The organism is Streptomyces sp. NPDC012466 (assembly GCF_042955215.1).
Taxonomy (GTDB): Bacteria; Actinomycetota; Actinomycetes; order Streptomycetales; family Streptomycetaceae; genus Streptomyces.
In genome coordinates this window covers 71,134-91,631 of the sequence record NZ_JBIBEQ010000012.1, presented here as the reverse complement: position 1 = coordinate 91,631, position 20,498 = coordinate 71,134, and the positions used below count along the sequence as shown (strand labels likewise).

The window sequence follows — 20,498 nt, the reverse complement described above, 5'->3', positions numbered from 1 at the left end:
GGTAAGGACTGCACAAGAGGGCCGCTCCCGAACGGGGGCGGCCCTCTTGTGCTGCGGGTGTGCGGGTAGGATCACGCTCTCTTCGAACTTGTGATCCCGAGGGGGGACATACGTGGGTACAGCCATGCCCGGGGGCGGTCGGCACAGACGCCGGATACGCATAGCACTGCCCGTCGCCGCGGCCGGTGTCGCCGCCGCCGTGGCCGGCGCGCTGCTGACGACGTCGGCCGACGCGGCCACCCCGCTGCCGCAGCCGACGGTCAAGCCCGCCACCAGCTCTCCGTCGCTCGCCGAGCTGGAGAAGCGCGTCGCGGGCGCCATGGCCGGTGACGACGTCGCCGGCAAGACGAGCAAGGCCGCGCTCAGCGCGGGCACGGTCGCCGGCAGCATCGACCCGAAGATCATCGGTGGCAACGAGACCACCATCAGCACGGCCCCGTGGATGGCGCAGCTCCACTACTACGACGACCGGGGCACCTCGACCACCGGCGACGACATCGGCTTCTTCTGCGGCGGCGCCGTCGTCGCGCCGACGAAGATCCTCACCGCCGCGCACTGCGTCAAGGGCTACAACTGGAACGGCAACGGCGCCGTCGTCACCGGCACCGCCCAGCTGCCCTCGGCCGACGGCACCGACCTGCACGGCGGCACCGTCACCGGCGTCTGGCGGCAGTGGAACCACCCGTCGTACAACGCGACGACCATCGACAACGACATCGCGGTGCTGACCCTGCCCGTCCCGGTCAAGGCCACCCCGATCCGGATGACGACGTCCGGCGACACCACCTCGTACAAGGCCGGCACCAGCGCCAAGGTCTACGGCTGGGGCCGCACCAGCTCCACCAGCGACGACATCTCCGAGACGCTGAAGACCGCCACGCTGCCCATGCAGTCCGACACGACCTGCTCCGGCGCGTACGGCAGTGACTTCGTCAAGGGCCACATGGTCTGCGCGGGCACGCCCGCCACCGGCAGCGACACCGGCACCACCACCGCCTGCAACGGCGACTCCGGCGGCCCGCTGGTCGTGAACAACCGGATCGTCGGTGTCGTGTCCTGGGGCGTGACCGACTGCGTCGCCAAGGGCGCCTACAGCGTCTTCAGCAAGGTCAGCACGTACGTCGGCGCCTCCTACCCGCGCCTGGACGACACCAACATCAGCGGTGACCACAAGGCCGACCTCTGGGTGCGCAACGCCTCCACCAAGACCGGCTACTCCAAGAACTCCAACGGCACGTCCTTCGCCGCCCGCGAGTCCTGGGGCGACTGGAGCGGCGTGAACGTCGTCCTGCAGACGGACCTCGACCGCGACGGCTACCAGGACCTGGTCTACCGGCGCAGCAGCGACGGCGACCTCTTCTGGGCGCACTACGTCATCTCCAGCGGCACCTGGTCCACCAAGCAGATCGCCGACAACTGGAAGACCCGCACCCGCATCATCACTCCCGGTGACGTCACCGGCGACTACCTGCCCGACCTGCTCTCGGTCGACTCGGCGGGCGTCATGTGGATCTACCCGGGCAAGGGCAACGGCACCTTCGCGCCCCGCGTGAAGGTCGGCTCCGGCTGGAACCAGTACAACTCCGTGCGCGGCAAGGGCGACTTCAACGGGGACGGCAAGACCGACCTGATCGCCCGCAGCTCGTCCGGCAGCTACCTCTACCTCTACAAGGGCACCGGCAAGGCCGGCTCGGGCGCCTTCTCGGCCCGGGTCAAGGTGCGCACGTGGAGCGGCTACAACGCCTTCGACGCGCCCGGTGACGTCACCGGCGACGGCAAGGCCGACTTCCTGGCCCGCACCCCCGGCGGCACGCTCTACCTGTACCCGGGCACCGGCAAGGGGACCAGCGAGATCTTCGCCACAAGGAAGTCCGTCGGCACCGATTTCAAGCAGTACGACATCTTCGGCTGAAACCGCAGGTGAGCGGGGTTCACCCCGCAGTGACGAACACGCACTGTGCCCACCGTTCCACACGGTGGGCACAGTGCGTTGTGCAACCCTTTCCCGAGTTTCTCCGTCTGACCAGGTGGAGCGACGATAGTGCGAGGAAGGGTCTTCTCCGGCCGAGCCTGGCACTGACCGCAGGGGGTAACCGACCGTAGAAGAGCTGAGGAGTACATGTCTGCCGAGAGCACGCCGGGTCCGGGCATACCGGGCGACACCGGCACCAATGGAGCGCGTCACCGCGGCAAGGGCCGGCGCCGCAAGCCCCAGAAGCGTCACAAGGGCTTGATGATCACGGCGTGGACCGCCGCGGGCATCGTCGTGCTGGGCGGCGCCGGGGCCGGGTACATGTACTTCAAGCTCAACGGCAACCTCAAGAGCGTCGACATCGACCAGGCCCTCGGCACGGACCGGCCCAAGAAGGCCGACAACGGCTCCGAGAACATCCTCGTCCTGGGCTCCGACACCCGCGCCGGCGGCAACAAGAAGCTCGGCGGCGGCACCGACGACGGCAGCGCCCGCTCCGACACGGCGATGATCGTGCACGTCTACAAGGGCCACAAGAAGGCCAGCGTGGTCTCCATCCCGCGCGACACCCTCATCGACCGTCCCTCGTGCACGGACACCAAGGGCGACGAGCACCCCGCCGCCCGCGGCGTGATGTTCAACTCCGCGTACTCCACCGGTGGGGCGACCTGCGCCGTGAAGACCGTCGAGTCGATCACCGACCTGCGCATGGACCACTACCTGGAGGTCGACTTCTCCGGCTTCCAGAAGCTCATCGACGACCTCGGCGGCGTCGAGATCACCACGACCAAGAGCATCGACGACCCCGACAGCCATCTGAAGCTGAAGGCCGGCACCCACACGCTGGACGGCAAGCAGGCCCTCGGCCTGGTCCGCACCAGACACGGCGTCGGTGACGGCTCCGACCTGGGCCGCATCCAGCTCCAGCAGGCCTTCATCAAGGCCCTGGTCAACCAGATCAAGGACGTCGGCGTCTTCTCGAACCCGAAGAAGCTGCTCGACCTCGCGGAAACCGCGACCAAGGCCGTGACGGCCGACTCCGACCTCGGTTCGGTCAACAAGCTCGCGTCCTTCGCGAACGGCCTCAAGGGCATCAGCCCGTCCAACATGCACATGATCACGATGCCGGTGGCCTACGACCCGGCCGATCCCAACCGCGTCCTCCTCCAGGAGAAGAAGGCCGACCAGATCTGGCAGGCACTGGAGAACGACGAGCCGATCCCGGCGAGCGCCACCAAGGGAACGGCCACGGGTGAGGCCAAGGGCGTCGTCAGCGGTTCCTGAGGGGCCACGCGGAATAGATCGCGGCAACCCCCGGTTTTGGGGGATGGGCCCAGTCCTGGCAGACTGGTACGTCGGCTCCGGTTCACGCTCCCGCATCCCGCGGCGGCGACCCGGCGCCCTCCCGAACCTAGGAGACACCTTGAAGCGCGACATCCACCCCGAGTACGTCGAGACGCAGGTCAGCTGCACCTGTGGCGCGTCGTTCACCACCCGCAGCACCATCGAGTCCGGCACCATCCGTGCCGATGTCTGCTCCGAGTGCCACCCGTTCTACACGGGCAAGCAGAAGATCCTCGACACCGGTGGCCGTGTGGCCCGCTTCGAGGCCCGCTTCGGCAAGGCCGCCGGCTCCAAGAAGTAGCGAGCCTCAATTCGCCGGTCCACGGAGGCGCCCCACACCGGGCGCTCCGGGACCGGCGTTTTTGGTCGCCCGCCCTTCACCCCCGTCCGTTCACAGGAGCCCAAGATGTTCGAGGCCGTCGAGGATCTCGTCGCCGAGCACGCCGACCTGGAGAAGAAGCTCGCCGACCCGTCGGTCCACTCCGACCAGGCCAACGCGCGCAAGCTGAACAAGCGTTACGCCGAGCTCACCCCGATCGTCGCCACGTACCGCTCCTGGAAGCAGACCGGCGACGACATCGAGACCGCGCGCGAACTGGGCGCCGACGACCCGGAGTTCGCCGCCGAGGTCAAGGAGCTGGAGAAGGCCCGCGAGGAGCTGACGGAGAAGCTGCGGCTTCTCCTCGTCCCGCGTGACCCCAGCGACGACAAGGACGTCATCCTCGAGATCAAGGCGGGCGCGGGCGGCGACGAGTCGGCGCTGTTCGCCGGTGACCTGCTGCGCATGTACCTGCGCTACGCCGAGCGCGTCGGCTGGAAGACCGAGATCATCGACGCCACTGAGTCCGAGCTCGGCGGCTACAAGGACGTCCAGGTCGCCGTGAAGACCAAGGGCGGCCAGGGCGCCACCGAGCCCGGCCAGGGCGTCTGGGCGCGGATGAAGTACGAGGGCGGCGTGCACCGCGTGCAGCGCGTGCCCGCGACGGAGTCCCAGGGCCGTATCCACACCTCCGCGGCCGGTGTGCTCGTCACGCCCGAGGCCGAGGAGGTCGACGTCGAGATCAACCCGAACGACCTGCGCATCGACGTCTACCGGTCCTCCGGGCCCGGCGGGCAGTCCGTCAACACCACCGACTCCGCCGTGCGCATCACGCACATCCCCACCGGAGTCGTCGCCTCCTGCCAGAACGAGAAGAGCCAGCTGCAGAACAAGGAGCAGGCACTGCGTATCCTGCGCTCCAGGCTGCTGGCGGCGGCGCAGGAGGAGGCGGAGAGGGAGGCTGCGGACGCCCGTCGCAGCCAGGTCCGCACCGTCGACCGCTCCGAGAAGATCCGCACGTACAACTACCCGGAGAACCGCATCTCGGACCACCGCGTCGGCTTCAAGGCGTACAACCTGGACCAGGTCCTGGATGGTGACCTCGACGCGGTCATCCAGGCCTGCGTCGACGCTGACTCGGCTGCGAAGCTGGCGGCTGCGTAAGGCACGCACGAGCACGTACGAGTAATACGGAGGACTTGCGTGAACCTGCTGCTCGCGGAGGTGGCCCAGGCCACCCAGCGGCTCGCCGACGCCGGCGTGCCCTCGCCGCGCACCGACGCGGAGGAGCTCGCCGCGTTCGTGCACGGCGTCAAGCGCGGCGAGCTGCACTCCGTCAAGGACTCCGACTTCGACGCCCGCTACTGGGAGGTCATCGCCCGCCGTGAGGCCCGCGAGCCGCTCCAGCACATCACCGGGCGCGCCTACTTCCGCTACCTGGAACTCCAGGTCGGCCCCGGGGTGTTCGTGCCGCGGCCCGAGACGGAGTCCGTGGTCGGCTGGGCCATAGACGCCGTACGGGCCATGGACGTCGTCGAGCCGTGCATCGTCGACCTGTGCACCGGTTCCGGCGCCATCGCGCTCGCCCTGGCCCAGGAGGTGCCGCGCTCGCGCGTGCACGCCGTGGAGCTGTCCGAGGACGCCCTCAAGTGGACCCGCAAGAACGTCGAGGGGTCCAGGGTCGACCTGCGGCAGGGCAACGCCCTGACGGCCTTCCCGGACCTGGACGGCCAGGTCGACCTGGTCATCACCAACCCGCCGTACATCCCGCTCACCGAGTGGGAGTACGTCGCCCCCGAGGCCCGGGACTACGACCCCGGCATGGCTCTGTTCTCCGGCGAGGACGGCCTCGACCTGATCCGCGGCCTGGAGCGCACCGCGCACCGGCTGCTGCGCCCCGGCGGCGTCGTGGTGGTGGAGCACGCCGACACCCAGGGCGGCCAGGTTCCGTGGATCTTCGCCGAGGACCGCGGCTGGACCGACGCCGCGGACCACCCGGACCTGAACAACCGCCCGCGTTTCGCCACGGCCCGCAAGGCGCTGCCGTGAGCACACCGGGCACCCCGCGGTCCTCGCGGACTTCATCCCAGCAGCACGTGTACGAGGAGGCCAGCTAAAGATGGCACGGCGATACGACACCAACGACGCGACCGACCGTGTGACCGGTCTGCGCGAGGCAGCGTCCGCCGTCCGCCGTGGCGAGCTCGTGGTGCTGCCGACGGACACGGTGTACGGCATCGGCGCCGACGCGTTCTCCTCGGAGGCGGTCGCCGATCTGCTGGACGCGAAGGGCCGGGGCCGCAACATGCCCACCCCCGTCCTCATCGGCTCCCCGAACACGCTGCACGGCCTCGTCACGGACTTCTCCGAGCTGGCCTGGGAGCTGGTCGACGCCTTCTGGCCGGGCGCCCTGACGCTCGTCGCCCGGCACCAGCCGTCCCTCCAGTGGGACCTCGGGGACACCCGGGGCACCGTCGCCGTGCGCATGCCCCTGCACCCCGTCGCCATCGAGCTGCTCACCGAGGTCGGCCCGATGGCCGTGTCCTCCGCCAACCTCACCGGCCACCCGGCGCCGGAGAACTGCGACGCCGCGCAGGAGATGCTGGGCGACTCCGTCTCCGTCTACCTCGACGGCGGTCCGACGCCCGGCAACGTGCCGTCCTCGATCGTCGACGTGACCCGTGAGGTGCCGCTGCTGCTGCGCGCGGGCGCCCTCTCGGCGGACGAGCTGCGAAAGGTCGTACCCGACCTCGAGGTGGCGAATTGACGGCCCCTGGATCGGGGCGTGGCATAGGCAACGGGGAAAGCGCGGCGGAGATCACGACGACCTTCGTGGGACTTCCGCGCGACAGCTTCCGCATCCTCCACGTCAGCACCGGCAACGTGTGCCGCTCGCCCATCACCGAGCGGCTGACCCGCCATTTCGTCAAGGAGCGGCTGGGCATCCTCGGCGGTGGGCTCATCGTGGAGAGCGCGGGCACCTGGGGCCACGAGGGCGCTCCCATGGAGTCCCACGCGGAGACGGTCCTGGCCGACTTCGGCGCGGACGCCACCGGCTTCACCGGGCGCGAGCTCCTCGACGAGCACGTGATCCGCGCCGACCTGGTGCTGACCGCCACCCGGGACCACCGGGCGCAGGTCATCTCCATGGGGCACTCGGCGGGTCTGCGGACCTTCACGCTCAAGGAGTTCACCCGCCTGGTCAAGGCCATCGACCCGGCGACCCTGCCGCCCCTGGAGGACGGCGTGGTCGTCCGCGCGCGTGCGCTGGTCCGCGCCGCGGCCGCTCTACGCGGGTGGCTCCTGGCGCCGACCGCCGAGGCCGACGAGGTCTACGACCCGTACGGCGCCCCCCTGACGTTCTTCCGGTCCATCGGTGACGAGATACACCAGGCACTCGATCCGGTCGTCACGGCCCTCACGGGCGTCCCCGCACGGACGTAACGACCGAGCGCTCCGAACGCCCCGGGCCTACATTGGTCGTACGTCACCGTCGACGCCCGGAGCCCACCATGACGGTCACCCCTGCCATCGAGGCCGACGTCCTGCGCCGCCAGGACCCCGAGCTCGCCGACCTCCTGCTCGCGGAGCGGGAGCGGCAGTCGACCACGCTCCAGCTGATCGCCGCCGAGAACTTCTGCTCCCCGGCCGTGCTGGCCGCCCTCGGCTCACCCCTCGCCAACAAGTACGCCGAGGGCTACCCCGGGGCGCGGCACCACGGCGGCTGCGAGATCGTCGACGTCGCCGAACGCGTCGCCGTCGAGCGGGCCATGGCCCTGTTCGGCGCCGACCACGCCAACGTCCAGGCACACTCGGGCTCTTCGGCGGTGCTGGCCGCCTACGCCGCCCTCCTGCGCCCCGGTGACACCGTCCTCGCGCTCGGCCTGCCCCACGGCGGGCATCTCACCCACGGCTCGCCCGCAAACTTCTCCGGCCGCTGGTTCGACTTCGTCGGATACGGCGTGGACGCCGAGTCCGGGCTCATGGACCACGAGCAGGTGCGCACCCTGGCCCGCACGCGCCGGCCCAAGGCGATCGTGTGCGGCTCGATCGCCTACCCGCGCCACCTCGACCACGCGTTCTTCCGCGAGGTCGCCGACGAGGTGGGCGCGTACCTCATCGCCGACGCCGCGCACCCCCTCGGGCTCGTCGCCGGGGGAGCGGCCCCGAATCCGGTGCCGTACGCGGACATCGTCTGCGGGACCACCCACAAGGTGCTGCGGGGACCGCGCGGCGGGCTGATCCTGTGCCGCGCGGAGCTGGCCGAGCGGGTCGACCGGGCCGTGTTCCCTTTCACACAGGGCGGTGCGCAGATGCACACCATCGCCGCCAAGGCGGTCGCGTTCGGGGAGGCGGCAACACCGGCGTTCGCCGCGTACGCCCATCAGGTGGTGGCGAATGCGCGGGTTCTGGCGGCCAGGCTGGCCGCCGAGGGACTGGTCGTCACCACCGGCGGCACGGACACCCACCTGATCACCGCCGACCCGTCGCCGCTCGGCGTCGACGGACGCACCGCCCGGGGCCGTCTCGCCGCGGCCGGCCTGGTCATGGACTGCTGCGCCCTGCCGCACGGCGACGCCCGGGGACTGAGGCTCGGCACGGCCGCGATCACCACGCAGGGCATGGGCGAGGCGGAGATGGTCCGGATCGCCGGGCTGCTCGCCGGGGTGCTCCGGGGCGTGACGGAGACCTCGAGAGCCCGTGAAGATGTGCGGGAGCTGGCCGGTCGATTTCCGCCGTATCCCGCCTGAGCCGGGGTAAGCGCACCAGGGTGCACAGCCACTCGTGCAACCATCGTCGCTACCCGGAAGTCCCCACTCATATGCGCGCATCGCTAGGGTGTGGGGCTGAGATGGCCAGCGAGACCTGTGGGGAAGCCCGTGCGTGAATACCTCCTGACGCTCTGCATCACGGCCGCGGTGACGTATCTGCTGACAGGGCCGGTACGGAAGTTCGCGATCGTGGCCGGAGCGATGCCGGAGATCCGGGCACGCGACGTGCACCGCGAACCCACTCCGCGCCTCGGCGGTATCGCGATGTTCTTCGGTCTGTGCGCGGGTCTGCTGGTCGCCGACCACCTGACCAACCTCAACCAGGTCTTCGAGACGTCGAACGAACCCCGGGCCCTGCTGTCCGGAGCGGCCCTGATCTGGCTGATCGGTGTGCTGGACGACAAGTTCGAGATCGACGCCCTGATCAAGCTGGGCGGCCAGATGATCGCCGCGGGCGTGATGGTCGTGCAGGGTCTGACGATCCTGTGGCTGCCGATCCCGGGTGTCGGCTCGGTCGCGCTCACCCAGTGGCAGGGCACCCTGCTCACGGTCGCGCTGGTCGTCATCACCATCAACGCGGTCAACTTCGTCGACGGCCTGGACGGCCTCGCGGCCGGCATGGTCTGCATCGCCGCCACGGCGTTCTTCCTGTACGCCTACCGGATCTGGTATTCGTACGGCATCGAGGCCGCCGCCCCGGCCACCCTCTTCTCGGCGATCCTGATGGGCATGTGCCTGGGCTTCCTGCCGCACAACATGCACCCGGCGCGGATCTTCATGGGCGACTCGGGCTCGATGCTGATCGGCCTGGTCCTGGCCGCGGGCGCCATCTCCGTCACGGGGCAGGTCGACCCGGACGCGCTCAACCTGTACGTGGGCTCCGAGAAGGAGGCCGTGCACCAGACGGTCCCGGTGTACATCCCGCTGCTGCTGCCGCTGACGATCATCGCGGTGCCGGCCGCCGACCTGATCCTTGCGATCGTGCGCCGCACCTGGCGCGGCCAGTCCCCGTTCGCCGCCGACCGCGGCCACCTGCACCACCGGCTGCTGGAGATCGGCCACTCGCACAGCCGCGCGGTGCTGATCATGTACTTCTGGTCGGCGCTGATCGCCTTCGGCGCGCTCGCCTACTCGGTCAACTCGGCGTCCATGTGGATCGTGCTCGGTGTCGTGTTCCTCAGCGCGATCGGTCTCCTGCTGCTTCTGCTGCCGCGCTTCCGGCCGCGCGCCCCGCGCTGGATGGAGCGCTTCGTGCCGCCGCGCTACCGGCGCCGCGGCTCGGTCGCGGCCCTCTCACCCGAGGCGTCGATGCCGGCCTCCCCGGCGGACCAGCCCGCCGCCGGCTCCGACCGCACCCCCGTGGTGTCCGGGGTCTCCGGCGTCAACGGGGCGACCGCCATCGGCCCCCGTTCGCGTATGGCCGACCGGCGCAAGGCGGGGACAAGGTAAGAATCTGACTAGAGCATTGCCAAGTCGTGGGGTTGCGATGGGGGTATGAAGTGCCCCAATACCAGACATGTCGGCGAGGTTCTCGCTCAGACGCGCAGGTTCACTCTCATGTGTGACAGTCCGCACACCTCCAGGTAAAGACTGCATCAAATAGTTTGTGATACGGTTCACGAGAACCCCCGGATAGAGCCGAAGGACCGCAGTGCGACGGTCCATTGGCGTGAGGACTCCACTCAGCCCGGGACTACGCTCGTCCATGACGACACCCCTGCCCCCTGCGAAAGCGGAGTTGCCGCCATGCCGTCCAATGACGCCCGGAACCTCTTGCAGTGCGCTGTGCCCACAGCCGCTGCCGGTGCCGTTGTGGTCGCCGTCAGTGGCGTGGTGGCCGGAGGCAAGGGAGCTGTCGGAGCCGCCGTCGGCACTGTGCTGGCCATCCTCTTCATGGGAATCGGTCTGTACGTTCTCCAGTGGACGGCAAAAACGCTCCCGCAGTTGTTCCAGGCCATGGGGCTGATGCTCTACGTCGCCCAGCTGCTGCTTCTCCTGATCTTCGTCGCCCTCTTCAAGGACACCTCTCTCTTCAACGCGAAGGCGTTCGCCCTCGGGCTCGTCATCGCGACCGTCGTGTGGATGGCCGCGCAGGCTCGTGCGCATATGAAGGCCAAGATCTTCTACATCGACCCGGACTCCGAGAAGAGCGAGAAGCCCGCGAAGACCGGGTCGTCGTCGTGACGAGTAGGGGCGCGATAAAGGGCAGTAGGAACTCCTGCTATCGTCCGGTGCCAACTGCGGCATCGCGGGCGCGGGCATCTGAGCTGACGCCTGCTCGAACGCGAGGCTCGATGCCCCCCAGCCGCCCTCACATCCGTAACACCAGTCCGGTGCCGATCCGCGGCTGCGCGCCGCGCCGACACAACGAGGTTGCCGTACACATGCGTCACGCCGAAGGAGCCCGCGGTGAGTGCTGACCAGACCCAGCTCGCCTTTGACTGGAGCTGTCGGATCATGTCCGACGGGTGTGGTTTTCCGGCACCGGGCCTGCACTCGTTCCTCTTCAAGCCGATTGCCACGGTTGGAGGGTTCGAGTTCAACAAGGTGATGCTGCTCGCCATCATCACCACCATCCTCGTCATCGGCTTCTTCTACGCGGCCTTCGGCAAGGCCAAGGTGGTGCCGGGCAAGCTGCAGATGGTCGGTGAGGCCGGTTACGACTTCGTCCGCCGCGGCATCGTCTACGAGACCCTCGGAAAGAAGGAGGGCGAGAAGTACGTCCCCTTGATGGTCTCGCTCTTCTTCTTCATCTGGATCATGAACATCTGGTCCGTGATCCCGCTCGCGCAGTTCCCGGTCTCGTCCGTCATCGCCTTCCCGGCGGTCCTCGCCGCGATCGTCTACGTGACCTGGGTATCGCTGACCTTCAAGCGGCACGGCTTCGTCGGGTTCTTCAAGAACATCACCGGCTACGACAAGTCGCTCGGCCCGGTGCTGCCGCTCGTGATGGTCATCGAGTTCTTCTCGAACCTGCTCGTCCGGCCGTTCACGCACGCGGTGCGACTGTTCGCCAACATGTTCGCCGGCCACCTGATGCTGGTCATGTTCACCGTCGCCTCCTGGTACCTGCTGAACAGCTGGATGATCCCGGCGGCCGGTGTCTCCTTCGTCATGACCGTCGCCATGATCGGCTTCGAGCTTTTCGTGCAGGCCGTCCAGGCGTACGTCTTCGTACTCCTTGCCTGCACGTACATCCAGGGCGCTCTGGCCGAGCACCACTGAGCCCCGCCCGCCCCCGCAAATCCCAAGAACGTCCGGTGGCCAACCCCCGCCGGTCCGTGAAAGAGAAGGAAGAAACAGCATGGCTGCCACTGAGACCCTCGCCGCTGTCTCCGGTTCGCTCGGCTCCATCGGCTACGGCCTCTCCGCCATCGGCCCCGGCATCGGCGTCGGCATCATCTTCGGTAACGGCACCCAGGCCCTGGCCCGTCAGCCCGAGGCCGCCGGCCTGATCCGCGCCAACCAGATCCTCGGCTTCGCCTTCTGTGAGGCGCTCGCCCTCATCGGCATCGTTATGCCGTTCGTGTTCGGTCAGTAATTTCCTGCTCACCGACACGTTTCGACGAAAGGCACTGATGTGATCGCCAACCTGGTGCAGCTGGCGGCCGAGGAAGAGCAGAACCCGCTCGTTCCTCCGGGCCCCGAGCTGCTCATCGGCACCATCGCCTTCGCCATCGTGTTCTTCTTCTTCTGGAAGAAGCTGCTTCCGAACATCAACAAGGTTCTGGAGGAGCGCCGCGCGGCGATCGAAGGCGGTATCGAAGAGGCCGAGACCATGAAGGTCGAAGCCCAGAGCGTCCTTGAGCAGTACAAGGCACAGCTCGCCGAGGCCCGGCACGAGGCCGCGCGTCTGCGCCAGGAGGCGCAGGAGCAGGGTGCCGCCCTCATCGCCGAGATGCGGGCCGAGGGCCAGCGGCAGCGCGAGGAGATCGTCGCCGCCGGTCACGCCCAGATCGAGGCCGACCGCAAGGCCGCTTCCTCCGCGCTGCGCCAGGACGTCGGCAAGCTCGCCACCGACCTGGCCGGCAAGCTCGTCGGCGAGTCCCTCGAGGACCACGCCCGCCAGAGCCGTGTCATCGACCGGTTCCTCGACGAGCTCGAGGAGAAGGCCGAGGCCGGACGATGAACGGAGCGAGCCGCGAGGCCCTGGCAGCCGCACGTGAGCGTCTCGACGCGCTGACGGACTCGACGTCCGTGAACGCGGGCTCGCTCGCCGACGAGCTGGCCGCCGTCACCGCGCTGCTCGACCGCGAGGTGTCGCTGCGTCGGGTCCTCACCGACCCGGCGCAGGCCGGAGAGGCCAAGGCCGAACTGGCCCGGCGTCTGCTCGGCACCCAGGTCAGCGGCCCGGCCGCCGACCTGGTGGCGGGCATGGTGCGCTCCCGCTGGTCGCAGTCGCGCGACCTGGTGGACGCGCTGGAGCAGCTGGCCGACACCGCCGACCTCACCGCCGCGCAGCAGGCCGGCAAGCTCGACGACGTCGAGGACGAGCTGTTCCGGTTCGGCCGGATCGTCTCCGGCAGCACCGAGCTGCGGGCCGCGCTGACCGACCGCAAGGCCACCACCTCGGCCAAGGGCGAGCTGCTGCGCAGCCTGCTCGGCGGCCGGGCGCAGTCGGTCACCGAGCGTCTGGTCACGCGCCTTGTGACCGCGCCGCGGGGACGTAGCCTGGAGTCGGGACTCGAGTCCCTGTCCAAGCTCGCCGCCGATCGCCGGGACCGCATGGTGGCCATCGTCACCTCGGCGGTACCGCTGAGCGACCCGCAGAAGCAGCGCCTGGGCGCCGCCCTCGCGAAGCTCTACGGCCGCACGATGCACCTCAACCTGGACGTGGACCCCGAGGTCCTCGGCGGGATGCGGGTGCAGGTCGGTGACGAGGTCATCAACGGCTCCCTCGCGGACCGCATCGAGGACGCCAGCCGCCGGCTTGCCGGCTGAGCAGCAACTCAATAGGCACAACGTACTTACGACGGCCCTGGTTGGGCCGTGCAGAAGAATCCTGGGGGTCGCCCCCAGACCCCCAAAGTGAAACTTCGGGCCCAACAAGGAGAGCAGGGAACCCAGATGGCGGAGCTCACGATCCGGCCGGAGGAGATCCGGGACGCGCTGGAGAACTTCGTCCAGGCGTACAAGCCGGACGCGGCCTCGCGCGAGGAGGTCGGTACGGTCACCTTCGCCGGCGACGGCATCGCGAAGGTCGAGGGTCTGCCCTCGGTCATGGCCAACGAGCTGCTGAAGTTCGAGGACGGCAGCCTCGGTCTCGCCCTCAACCTCGAGGAGCGCGAGATCGGCTGCGTCGTCCTCGGCGAGTTCAGCGGCATCGAGGAGGGTCAGCCGGTCTCCCGTACCGGTGAGGTTCTCTCCGTTGCGGTGGGCGAGGGCTACCTCGGCCGCGTGGTGGACCCCCTCGGCAACCCGATCGACGGCCTCGGCGAGATCGAGACCGAAGACCGTCGCGCCCTGGAGCTGCAGGCCCCGGGCGTCATGGTCCGTAAGTCGGTGCACGAGCCGATGGAGACGGGCTACAAGGCCGTCGACGCGATGACCCCGATCGGCCGTGGTCAGCGTCAGCTGATCATCGGTGACCGCCAGACCGGCAAGACCGCCCTGGCTGTCGACACGATCATCAACCAGCGCGACAACTGGCGCTCGGGCGACCCGAACAAGCAGGTCCGCTGCATCTACGTCGCCATCGGCCAGAAGGGCTCCACCATCGCCGGCGTGCGCGGCGCTCTGGAGGAGGCCGGCGCGCTGGAGTACACGACCATCGTCGCCGCCCCGGCGTCCGACCCGGCCGGCTTCAAGTACCTGGCGCCGTACACCGGTTCGGCCATCGGCCAGCACTGGATGTACCAGGGCAAGCACGTCCTGATCATCTTCGACGACCTGTCGAAGCAGGCCGACGCCTACCGCGCCGTGTCGCTGCTGCTGCGCCGCCCGCCGGGCCGTGAGGCCTACCCGGGTGACGTCTTCTACCTGCACTCCCGCCTGCTGGAGCGCTGCGCGAAGCTCTCCGACGAGATGGGCGCCGGCTCGATGACCGGTCTGCCGATCGTCGAGACCAAGGCCAACGACGTCTCGGCGTTCATCCCGACCAACGTCATCTCCATCACCGACGGCCAGTGCTTCCTGGAGTCGGACCTGTTCAACGCCGGTCAGCGCCCCGCGCTGAACGTCGGTATCTCCGTCTCCCGCGTCGGTGGTTCCGCCCAGCACAAGGCGATGAAGCAGGTCTCCGGCCGTCTGCGCGTGGACCTCGCCCAGTTCCGTGAGCTGGAGGCGTTCGCCGCCTTCGGTTCCGACCTGGACGCCGCGTCCAAGGCGCAGCTGGAGCGTGGTCAGCGCATGGTCGAGCTGCTGAAGCAGCCGCAGTACCAGCCGATGGCCACCGAGGACCAGGTCGTCTCCGTCTGGGCCGGCACCACCGGCAAGATGGACGACGTCCCCGTCGCCGACATCCGCCGCTTCGAGAAGGAGCTGCTGGACTACCTGCACCGCAAGGAGCAGGGTCTGATGACCTCCATCCGTGAGGGCGGCAAGATGTCCGACGACACCCTTCAGGCCGTCGCCGAGGCCATCGTCGAGTTCAAGAAGCAGTTCGAGACCTCCGACGGCAAGCTGCTCGGCGAGGACACCCCGGCTGCCGGCAAGTGACGACGGAAGGGACCTGACTCATGGGAGCCCAGCTCCGGGTCTACAAGCGTCGCATCCGATCCGTCACCGCGACCAAGAAGATCACCAAGGCGATGGAGATGATCGCCGCCTCGCGCGTCGTCAAGGCGCAGCGCAAGGTGGCGGCCTCCACCCCGTACGCGACCGAGCTCACCCGCGCGGTCACGGCGGTCGCCACCGGCTCTAACACCAAGCACCCGCTGACGACGGAGGCGGAGAACCCGACCCGTGCCGCGGTCCTGCTCCTCACGAGCGACCGCGGTCTGGCCGGCGCCTTCAACTCCAACGCCATCAAGGCCGCGGAGCGGCTCACGGCGAAGCTGGAGGCCGAGGGCAAGGAGGTCGTCAGCTACATCGTCGGCCGCCGCGGTGTCGCCCACTACAACTTCCGCGAGCGCAAGATCGCGGAGACGTTCACGGGCTTCACCGACGAGCCGTCGTACGCGGACGCCAAGAAGGTCGCGGCACCGCTGATCGAGGCCATCGAGACGGAGACGGCGGAAGGCGGCGTGGACGAGCTCCACATCGTCTACACCGAGTTCGTGTCGATGATGATGCAGACGGCGATCGAGGCGCGGCTGCTGCCGCTCAGCCTCGACGAGGTCGCGGCGGAGGCGGCGCCCAAGGGCGAGATCCTCCCGCTGTTCGACTTCGAGCCCTCGGCGGAGGACGTCCTCGACGCCCTGCTGCCGCGCTACGTCGAGAGCCGCATCTACAACGCGCTGCTCCAGTCGGCCGCCTCCAAGCACGCCGCCACGCGGCGCGCGATGAAGTCGGCCACCGACAACGCCGGAGAGCTCATCGAGACGCTCACCCGGCTTGCCAACCAGGCCCGCCAGGCCGAAATCACCCAGGAAATCAGCGAGATCGTCGGTGGCGCCAGCGCCTTGGCCGACGCGACCGCGGGGAGTGACCGATAAATGACCACCACTGTTGAGACGGCCACGGCGACGGGCCGCGTCGCGCGGGTCATCGGCCCGGTCGTCGACGTGGAGTTCCCCGTCGACGCGATGCCGGAGATCTACAACGCCCTGCACGTCGAGGTCGCAGACCCGGCGCTGGCGGGCGAGAAGAAGACGCTGACCCTGGAGGTCGCCCAGCACCTGGGTGACGGCCTGGTCCGCGCCATCTCCATGCAGCCCACCGACGGCCTGGTCCGCCAGGCCCCGGTGACCGACACGGGTGCGGGCATCACCGTCCCGGTCGGCGACTTCACCAAGGGCAAGGTGTTCAACACCCTCGGTGAGGTGCTGAACAGCGACGAGGTCCACGAGGGCGAGCGCTGGTCCATCCACCGCAAGGCCCCCGCGTTCGACCAGCTCGAGTCGAAGACCGAGATGTTCGAGACGGGCCTGAAGGTCGTCGACCTGCTCACCCCGTACGTCAAGGGCGGCAAGATCGGTCTGTTCGGTGGTGCCGGTGTCGGCAAGACCGTGCTGATCCAGGAAATGATCATGCGTGTCGCCAACCTCCACGAGGGCGTCTCCGTCTTCGCGGGCGTCGGCGAGCGCACCCGTGAGGGCAACGACCTCATCGCGGAGATGGAAGAGTCCGGCGTTCTGGACAAGACCGCCCTGGTCTTCGGCCAGATGGACGAGCCCCCGGGCACCCGTCTGCGCGTGGCCCTGGCCGGCCTGACGATGGCGGAGTACTTCCGTGACGTCCAGAAGCAGGACGTGCTGTTCTTCATCGACAACATCTTCCGCTTCACCCAGGCCGGTTCCGAGGTGTCGACCCTGCTCGGCCGTATGCCCTCCGCGGTGGGCTACCAGCCGAACCTGGCCGACGAGATGGGCACCCTCCAGGAGCGCATCACCTCGACCCGTGGTCACTCGATCACCTCGATGCAGGCGATCTACGTCCCCGCGGACGACCTGACCGACCCGGCCCCGGCCACCACCTTCGCCCACCTCGACGCGACGACGGTGCTCTCCCGTCCGATCTCCGAGAAGGGCATCTACCCGGCCGTGGACCCGCTGGACTCGACGTCCCGCATCCTCGACCCGCGGTACATCTCGGCGGACCACTACAACGCCGCGATGCGCGTGAAGAACATCCTGCAGAAGTACAAGGACCTGCAGGACATCATCGCGATCCTCGGTATCGACGAGCTCGGCGAGGAGGACAAGCTCGTCGTCCACCGTGCCCGTCGCGTGGAGCGCTTCCTGTCCCAGAACACCCACGCCGCCAAGCAGTTCACCGGCGTGGACGGTTCGGACGTGCCGCTGGACGAGTCGATCGCCGCGTTCAACGCGATCTGCGACGGCGACTACGACCACTTCCCGGAGCAGGCGTTCTTCATGTGCGGTGGTCTCGAGGACCTGAAGAAGAACGCGAAGGAGCTCGGCGTCTCCTGAGCCTCGCGCTCGTCATGAGGGGGCGGGGTTCGTCCCGCCCCCTCATTCACGCCTACTAGACTTGTAACCAACACCCGGCACTCCCGCCGGGTGGTGACCCGAGGAGCCACCCTTGGCTGCTGAGCTGCACGTCGCGCTGGTCGCGGCCGACCGTGAGGTCTGGTCCGGCCAGGCCACCCTGGTCGTCGCGCGCACCACGTCCGGCGACATCGGCGTCATGCCCGGTCACCAGCCGCTGCTCGGTGTGCTGGAGTCGGGCCCGGTGACCATCCGTACGAGTGAGGGCGGGACGGTCGTCGCCGCCGTGCACGGCGGATTCATCTCGTTCGCGGACGACAAGCTCTCGCTGCTGGCGGAAGTCGCCGAGCTGTCGGACGAGATCGATGTCCAGCGCGCGGAGCAGGAGCTCGAGCGCGCGAAGGCGGAGGACGACGCGGAGGCCCAGCGCCGCGCGGACGTCCGTCTGCGGGCTGCGACGGCGGCGCGCTGACCCCGTCCGCCGTGTGATGACGTCACTCAGCCGCGGCTGGGTACCGGAGAGATCCGGACCCAGCCGCGGCTGAGGCGGATGTGGGTGATTTTTACGTTCCGTTACCTAGGAGACGAGGAGGTCGGTGTCGATGGTCCTCGCTCTGACTGTGTGCGGAATCGTGGTGGCCCTCGTGGTGGTGGGCCTGTTCGTCTTCGGTCTGCGCCGCCGGCTGATCCAGCGGTCGGGCGGCACCTTCGACGCCAGCCTGCGCTGGGACACCCCGGAGGAGGGCGACCGGAGCGGCAAGGGCTGGGCGTACGGGGTGGCCCGCTACAACGGTGACCGCGTCGAGTGGTACCGCGTCTTCTCGTACTCGCCGCGTCCGCGTCGCGTCCTGGAGCGTTCCGCGATCGAGGTGGCGGGCCGCCGGGTGCCGGAGGGCGAGGAGGAGCTGGCGCTGCTCTCCGACCATGTGATCCTGGCCTGTCTGCACCGGGGCACGCGTCTCGAACTCGCGATGAGCGAAGACGCGCTGACCGGTTTCCTCGCGTGGCTCGAGGCAGCCCCGCCCGGACAGCGGGTGAACGTGGCGTAGCCACACTCACCCGCTGGGTGGGGTTCCCCCCTGGACGTAGTCTGGGGGAGCGTCAACGTCGCTCAGGCCCTATGGCCCTTCGAACTCTTCTGTGATGCGGCCTATTTCAGGCCGCTGTCGATGGCGGTCGCCAGCTCTCCGTTGGCGGTGTCACCGCTGAACTCCCAGAAGAACGCACCGCCCAGGCCCTGGTTCTTGGCCCAGCTCATCTTGCCCGCGATGGTCGCCGGGGTGTCGTACGACCACCAGTTGCTGCCGCAGTGCGCGTACGCCGTGCCGGCGATGGTGCCGGTGGCCGGGCAGGAGTTCTTCAGGACCTTGTAGTCCTCGATGCCCGCCTCGTACGTGCCCGGAGCCGCGCCGGTGGCCGATCCGCCCGGGGCGGACTGGGTGACGCCGGTCCAGCCGCGGCCGTAGAAGCCGATGCCGAGCAGGAGCTTCTTGGACGGCACGCCCTTCGCCTTGAGCTTGGCGATCGCGTCGGCCGAGTTGAAGCCCGCCTGCGGGATCCCCGGGTAGGACGTGAGCGGGGAGTGCGGGGCGGTCGGGCCGTCCTTGTCGAAGGCGCCGAAGTAGTCGTACGTCATCACGTTGTACCAGTCGAGGTACTGCGCGGCGCCGCCGTAGTCGGCCGCGTCGATCTTGCCGCCGGAGGAGCCGTCGGCGGTGATGGCCGCGGTGACCAGGTAGTTCGGGCCGAACTCGGCACGCAGGGCCTGCGAGAGGGTCTTGAAGGCCGCCGGGCCCGAGGTGTCACAGGTCAGGCCGCAGGCGTTCGGGTACTCCCAGTCGATGTCGATGCCGTCGAAGACGTCGGCCCAGCGCGGGTCCTCCACGACGGCCTTGCAGGACTTGGCGAACGCGGCGGCGTTGGCCGCGGCCTGGCCGAAGCCGCCGGAGTAGGTCCAGCCGCCGAAGGAGTACAGCACCTTGATGTGCGGGTACTTGGCCTTCAGCTGGCGCAGCTGGTTGAAGTTGCCGCGCAGCGGCTGGTCCCAGGTGTCGGCGGTGCCGCTGACGGACTGGTCGGCGGTGTAGGCCTTGTCGTAGGCGGCGTAGGTGTCGTCGACGGTGCACTGGCCGTTCTTGACGTTGCCGAAGGCGTAGTTGATGTGGGTGATCTTCGACGCCGTGCCCGAGGTCACCAGGTTCTTGACGTGGTAGTTGCGGCCGTAGACGCCCCACTCGGTGAAGTAGCCGAGCTTGACCTTGTCGCCGGTGGGCGGCTCGGTGGTGCCGCCCGTGGTGCGGACCCGGACGGCGCCGCTGACCGGGCCGGTCTGGTCGGCGGTGTCACGGGCCTGGACGGAGTAGGAGTAGTCGGTGCCGGCGGTGAGGCCGGTGCTGGTGTACGACGTCCCCGTCACGGTGGCGACCTTGGTACCGTCGCGCAGGACGTCGTAGTTCTTGACGCCCTTGTCGTCGGTGGCGGCGGACCAGGACAGCTTCACCGAGGTGTCGGTGATGTCCGAGGCGGTCGGGGTGCCGGGGGCGCTCGGTGCGCTGTCACCGGGTTCCGTGCTGCCGCCGTCGCAACTGCCGCCGTTGAGTTTGCAGTTCGCGGGGGAACCGGTGCCGGAGCCGTTGAAGCCGAAGGAGACCGAGGCGCCGGGGGCGAGGGTGCCGTTCCAGGACTTGTTCTTCGCGGTCCAGTGGGTGCCGGAGGAGGTGACGTCGGCGTCCCAGGAGGAGGTGACGGAGGTGCCGGAGGGGAAGTCCCACTCGACGGTCCAGGAGCTGAGGGTCGTGGTGCCGGTGTTCTTCACCGTCCACTTGCCCTCGAAGCCGGAGCCCCAGTCCTGGGTTTTGGCGTAGGAAGCGGTGGCGGACGTCGCGGCCTGAGCCGGGCTCGCCAGGCCGACGAGGCCGGCGAAGGGGAGCAACAGCGTCGCGAACCCTGCCGCGGCTCTGTGTCTGAAGCGCATGCTGCGCCTCCTTGATGGAGTTGTGGGGGGCGTGACTGAGCCTCACGCCACACATGGTGCGGTGAGA

Annotated in this window: 20 protein-coding genes; 19 read left to right on the top strand and 1 reads right to left on the bottom strand. The window is 68.8% G+C overall.

The window, feature by feature from the left end; translation table 11 throughout:
* The first annotated feature begins 124 nt into the window (after positions 1-124).
* The 19 genes from ACFY9E_RS34745 (at position 125) to ACFY9E_RS34655 (ending at position 18,506) form a co-directional block, all read left to right on the top strand.
* Positions 125-1,912 carry a trypsin-like serine protease gene (locus ACFY9E_RS34745; RefSeq protein WP_390991476.1) on the top strand — a complete coding sequence of 596 codons (1,788 nt, stop codon included), beginning with the start codon at positions 125-127 and terminating at the stop codon, positions 1,910-1,912.
* A gap of 207 nt (positions 1,913-2,119) precedes the next feature.
* Entirely contained in the window at positions 2,120-3,256 is a 1,137-nt protein-coding gene (locus ACFY9E_RS34740) for an LCP family protein (RefSeq protein WP_390991092.1), read from the top strand.
* Between the two features lie 139 nt (positions 3,257-3,395).
* Positions 3,396-3,617: a 50S ribosomal protein L31 gene (gene rpmE / locus ACFY9E_RS34735; RefSeq protein WP_003992975.1), complete on the top strand. Its 222-nt coding sequence runs from the start codon at positions 3,396-3,398 to the stop codon at positions 3,615-3,617.
* 105 nt (positions 3,618-3,722) lie between these two features.
* Positions 3,723-4,799: a peptide chain release factor 1 gene (gene prfA / locus ACFY9E_RS34730; protein WP_390991089.1), complete on the top strand. Its 1,077-nt coding sequence runs from the start codon at positions 3,723-3,725 to the stop codon at positions 4,797-4,799.
* A gap of 39 nt (positions 4,800-4,838) precedes the next feature.
* Entirely contained in the window at positions 4,839-5,684 is an 846-nt protein-coding gene (gene prmC / locus ACFY9E_RS34725) for a peptide chain release factor N(5)-glutamine methyltransferase (protein ID WP_390991086.1), read from the top strand.
* Positions 5,685-5,754: 70 nt separating this feature from the next.
* Positions 5,755-6,402 (top strand): L-threonylcarbamoyladenylate synthase, encoded by a 648-nt coding sequence (locus ACFY9E_RS34720; protein ID WP_356436139.1) that lies wholly within the window; start codon positions 5,755-5,757, stop codon positions 6,400-6,402.
* Positions 6,399-7,079: a protein-tyrosine-phosphatase gene (locus ACFY9E_RS34715; protein ID WP_390991083.1), complete on the top strand. Its 681-nt coding sequence runs from the start codon at positions 6,399-6,401 to the stop codon at positions 7,077-7,079. Before ACFY9E_RS34720 ends, ACFY9E_RS34715 begins: the two co-directional genes overlap by 4 nt.
* A 68-nt stretch (positions 7,080-7,147) precedes the next feature.
* Complete coding sequence (gene glyA / locus ACFY9E_RS34710) at positions 7,148-8,386, top strand: serine hydroxymethyltransferase (protein WP_390991081.1); 1,239 nt, start codon at positions 7,148-7,150, stop codon at positions 8,384-8,386.
* Positions 8,387-8,515: 129 nt separating this feature from the next.
* Positions 8,516-9,856: an MraY family glycosyltransferase gene (locus ACFY9E_RS34705; protein WP_390991078.1), complete on the top strand. Its 1,341-nt coding sequence runs from the start codon at positions 8,516-8,518 to the stop codon at positions 9,854-9,856.
* Between the two features lie 297 nt (positions 9,857-10,153).
* Positions 10,154-10,591 (top strand): hypothetical protein, encoded by a 438-nt coding sequence (locus ACFY9E_RS34700; protein WP_390991075.1) that lies wholly within the window; start codon positions 10,154-10,156, stop codon positions 10,589-10,591.
* A 273-nt stretch (positions 10,592-10,864) separates the two neighbouring features.
* Complete coding sequence (gene atpB, locus ACFY9E_RS34695) at positions 10,865-11,632, top strand: F0F1 ATP synthase subunit A (RefSeq protein ID WP_390991473.1); 768 nt, start codon at positions 10,865-10,867, stop codon at positions 11,630-11,632.
* A gap of 79 nt (positions 11,633-11,711) precedes the next feature.
* A complete protein-coding gene (locus ACFY9E_RS34690; RefSeq protein ID WP_010040161.1) occupies positions 11,712-11,948 on the top strand; it encodes an ATP synthase subunit C in 237 nt (78 codons plus the stop codon).
* Between the two features lie 39 nt (positions 11,949-11,987).
* Complete coding sequence (locus ACFY9E_RS34685; RefSeq protein ID WP_390991072.1) at positions 11,988-12,536, top strand: F0F1 ATP synthase subunit B; 549 nt, start codon at positions 11,988-11,990, stop codon at positions 12,534-12,536.
* Positions 12,533-13,348, top strand: coding sequence for a F0F1 ATP synthase subunit delta (locus ACFY9E_RS34680; RefSeq protein ID WP_390991070.1), 816 nt, complete (start codon positions 12,533-12,535; stop codon positions 13,346-13,348). The genes ACFY9E_RS34685 and ACFY9E_RS34680 overlap by 4 nt, the downstream gene beginning before the upstream one ends.
* A 126-nt stretch (positions 13,349-13,474) precedes the next feature.
* Positions 13,475-15,064: a F0F1 ATP synthase subunit alpha gene (gene atpA / locus ACFY9E_RS34675; protein ID WP_390991068.1), complete on the top strand. Its 1,590-nt coding sequence runs from the start codon at positions 13,475-13,477 to the stop codon at positions 15,062-15,064.
* 20 nt (positions 15,065-15,084) lie between these two features.
* A complete protein-coding gene (locus ACFY9E_RS34670) occupies positions 15,085-16,002 on the top strand; it encodes a F0F1 ATP synthase subunit gamma (protein WP_390991066.1) in 918 nt (305 codons plus the stop codon).
* Entirely contained in the window at positions 16,003-17,439 is a 1,437-nt protein-coding gene (gene atpD, locus ACFY9E_RS34665; protein WP_390991063.1) for a F0F1 ATP synthase subunit beta, read from the top strand.
* A 112-nt stretch (positions 17,440-17,551) separates the two neighbouring features.
* Positions 17,552-17,929, top strand: a complete 378-nt coding sequence (locus ACFY9E_RS34660) for a F0F1 ATP synthase subunit epsilon (RefSeq protein WP_033312984.1) — start codon at positions 17,552-17,554, stop codon at positions 17,927-17,929.
* 130 nt (positions 17,930-18,059) lie between these two features.
* The gene (locus ACFY9E_RS34655; RefSeq protein WP_031140706.1) at positions 18,060-18,506 is read left to right on the top strand and encodes a DUF2550 domain-containing protein; all 447 of its coding nucleotides are present in this window, start codon (positions 18,060-18,062) and stop codon (positions 18,504-18,506) included.
* 101 nt (positions 18,507-18,607) lie between these two features.
* Here ACFY9E_RS34655 and ACFY9E_RS34650 read toward each other — a convergent pair whose 3' ends face one another.
* Positions 18,608-20,431 carry a glycosyl hydrolase family 18 protein gene (locus ACFY9E_RS34650; RefSeq protein ID WP_390991060.1) on the bottom strand — a complete coding sequence of 608 codons (1,824 nt, stop codon included), beginning with the start codon at positions 20,429-20,431 and terminating at the stop codon, positions 18,608-18,610.
* Positions 20,432-20,498: the final 67 nt, after the last annotated feature.

Coding starts and splice junctions, on each gene's coding strand:
- ACFY9E_RS34745 (WP_390991476.1), top strand. CDS start 125: ATGCCCGGGGGCGGTCGGCACAGACGCCGGATACGCATAGCACTGCCC.
- ACFY9E_RS34740 (WP_390991092.1), top strand. CDS start 2,120: ATGTCTGCCGAGAGCACGCCGGGTCCGGGCATACCGGGCGACACCGGC.
- prfA (WP_390991089.1), top strand. CDS start 3,723: ATGTTCGAGGCCGTCGAGGATCTCGTCGCCGAGCACGCCGACCTGGAG.
- ACFY9E_RS34720 (WP_356436139.1), top strand. CDS start 5,755: ATGGCACGGCGATACGACACCAACGACGCGACCGACCGTGTGACCGGT.
- glyA (WP_390991081.1), top strand. CDS start 7,148: ATGACGGTCACCCCTGCCATCGAGGCCGACGTCCTGCGCCGCCAGGAC.
- ACFY9E_RS34700 (WP_390991075.1), top strand. CDS start 10,154: ATGCCGTCCAATGACGCCCGGAACCTCTTGCAGTGCGCTGTGCCCACA.
- atpB (WP_390991473.1), top strand. CDS start 10,865: ATGTCCGACGGGTGTGGTTTTCCGGCACCGGGCCTGCACTCGTTCCTC.
- ACFY9E_RS34690 (WP_010040161.1), top strand. CDS start 11,712: ATGGCTGCCACTGAGACCCTCGCCGCTGTCTCCGGTTCGCTCGGCTCC.
- ACFY9E_RS34680 (WP_390991070.1), top strand. CDS start 12,533: ATGAACGGAGCGAGCCGCGAGGCCCTGGCAGCCGCACGTGAGCGTCTC.
- atpA (WP_390991068.1), top strand. CDS start 13,475: ATGGCGGAGCTCACGATCCGGCCGGAGGAGATCCGGGACGCGCTGGAG.
- ACFY9E_RS34670 (WP_390991066.1), top strand. CDS start 15,085: ATGGGAGCCCAGCTCCGGGTCTACAAGCGTCGCATCCGATCCGTCACC.
- atpD (WP_390991063.1), top strand. CDS start 16,003: ATGACCACCACTGTTGAGACGGCCACGGCGACGGGCCGCGTCGCGCGG.
- ACFY9E_RS34655 (WP_031140706.1), top strand. CDS start 18,060: ATGGTCCTCGCTCTGACTGTGTGCGGAATCGTGGTGGCCCTCGTGGTG.
- ACFY9E_RS34650 (WP_390991060.1), bottom strand. CDS start 20,431: ATGCGCTTCAGACACAGAGCCGCGGCAGGGTTCGCGACGCTGTTGCTC.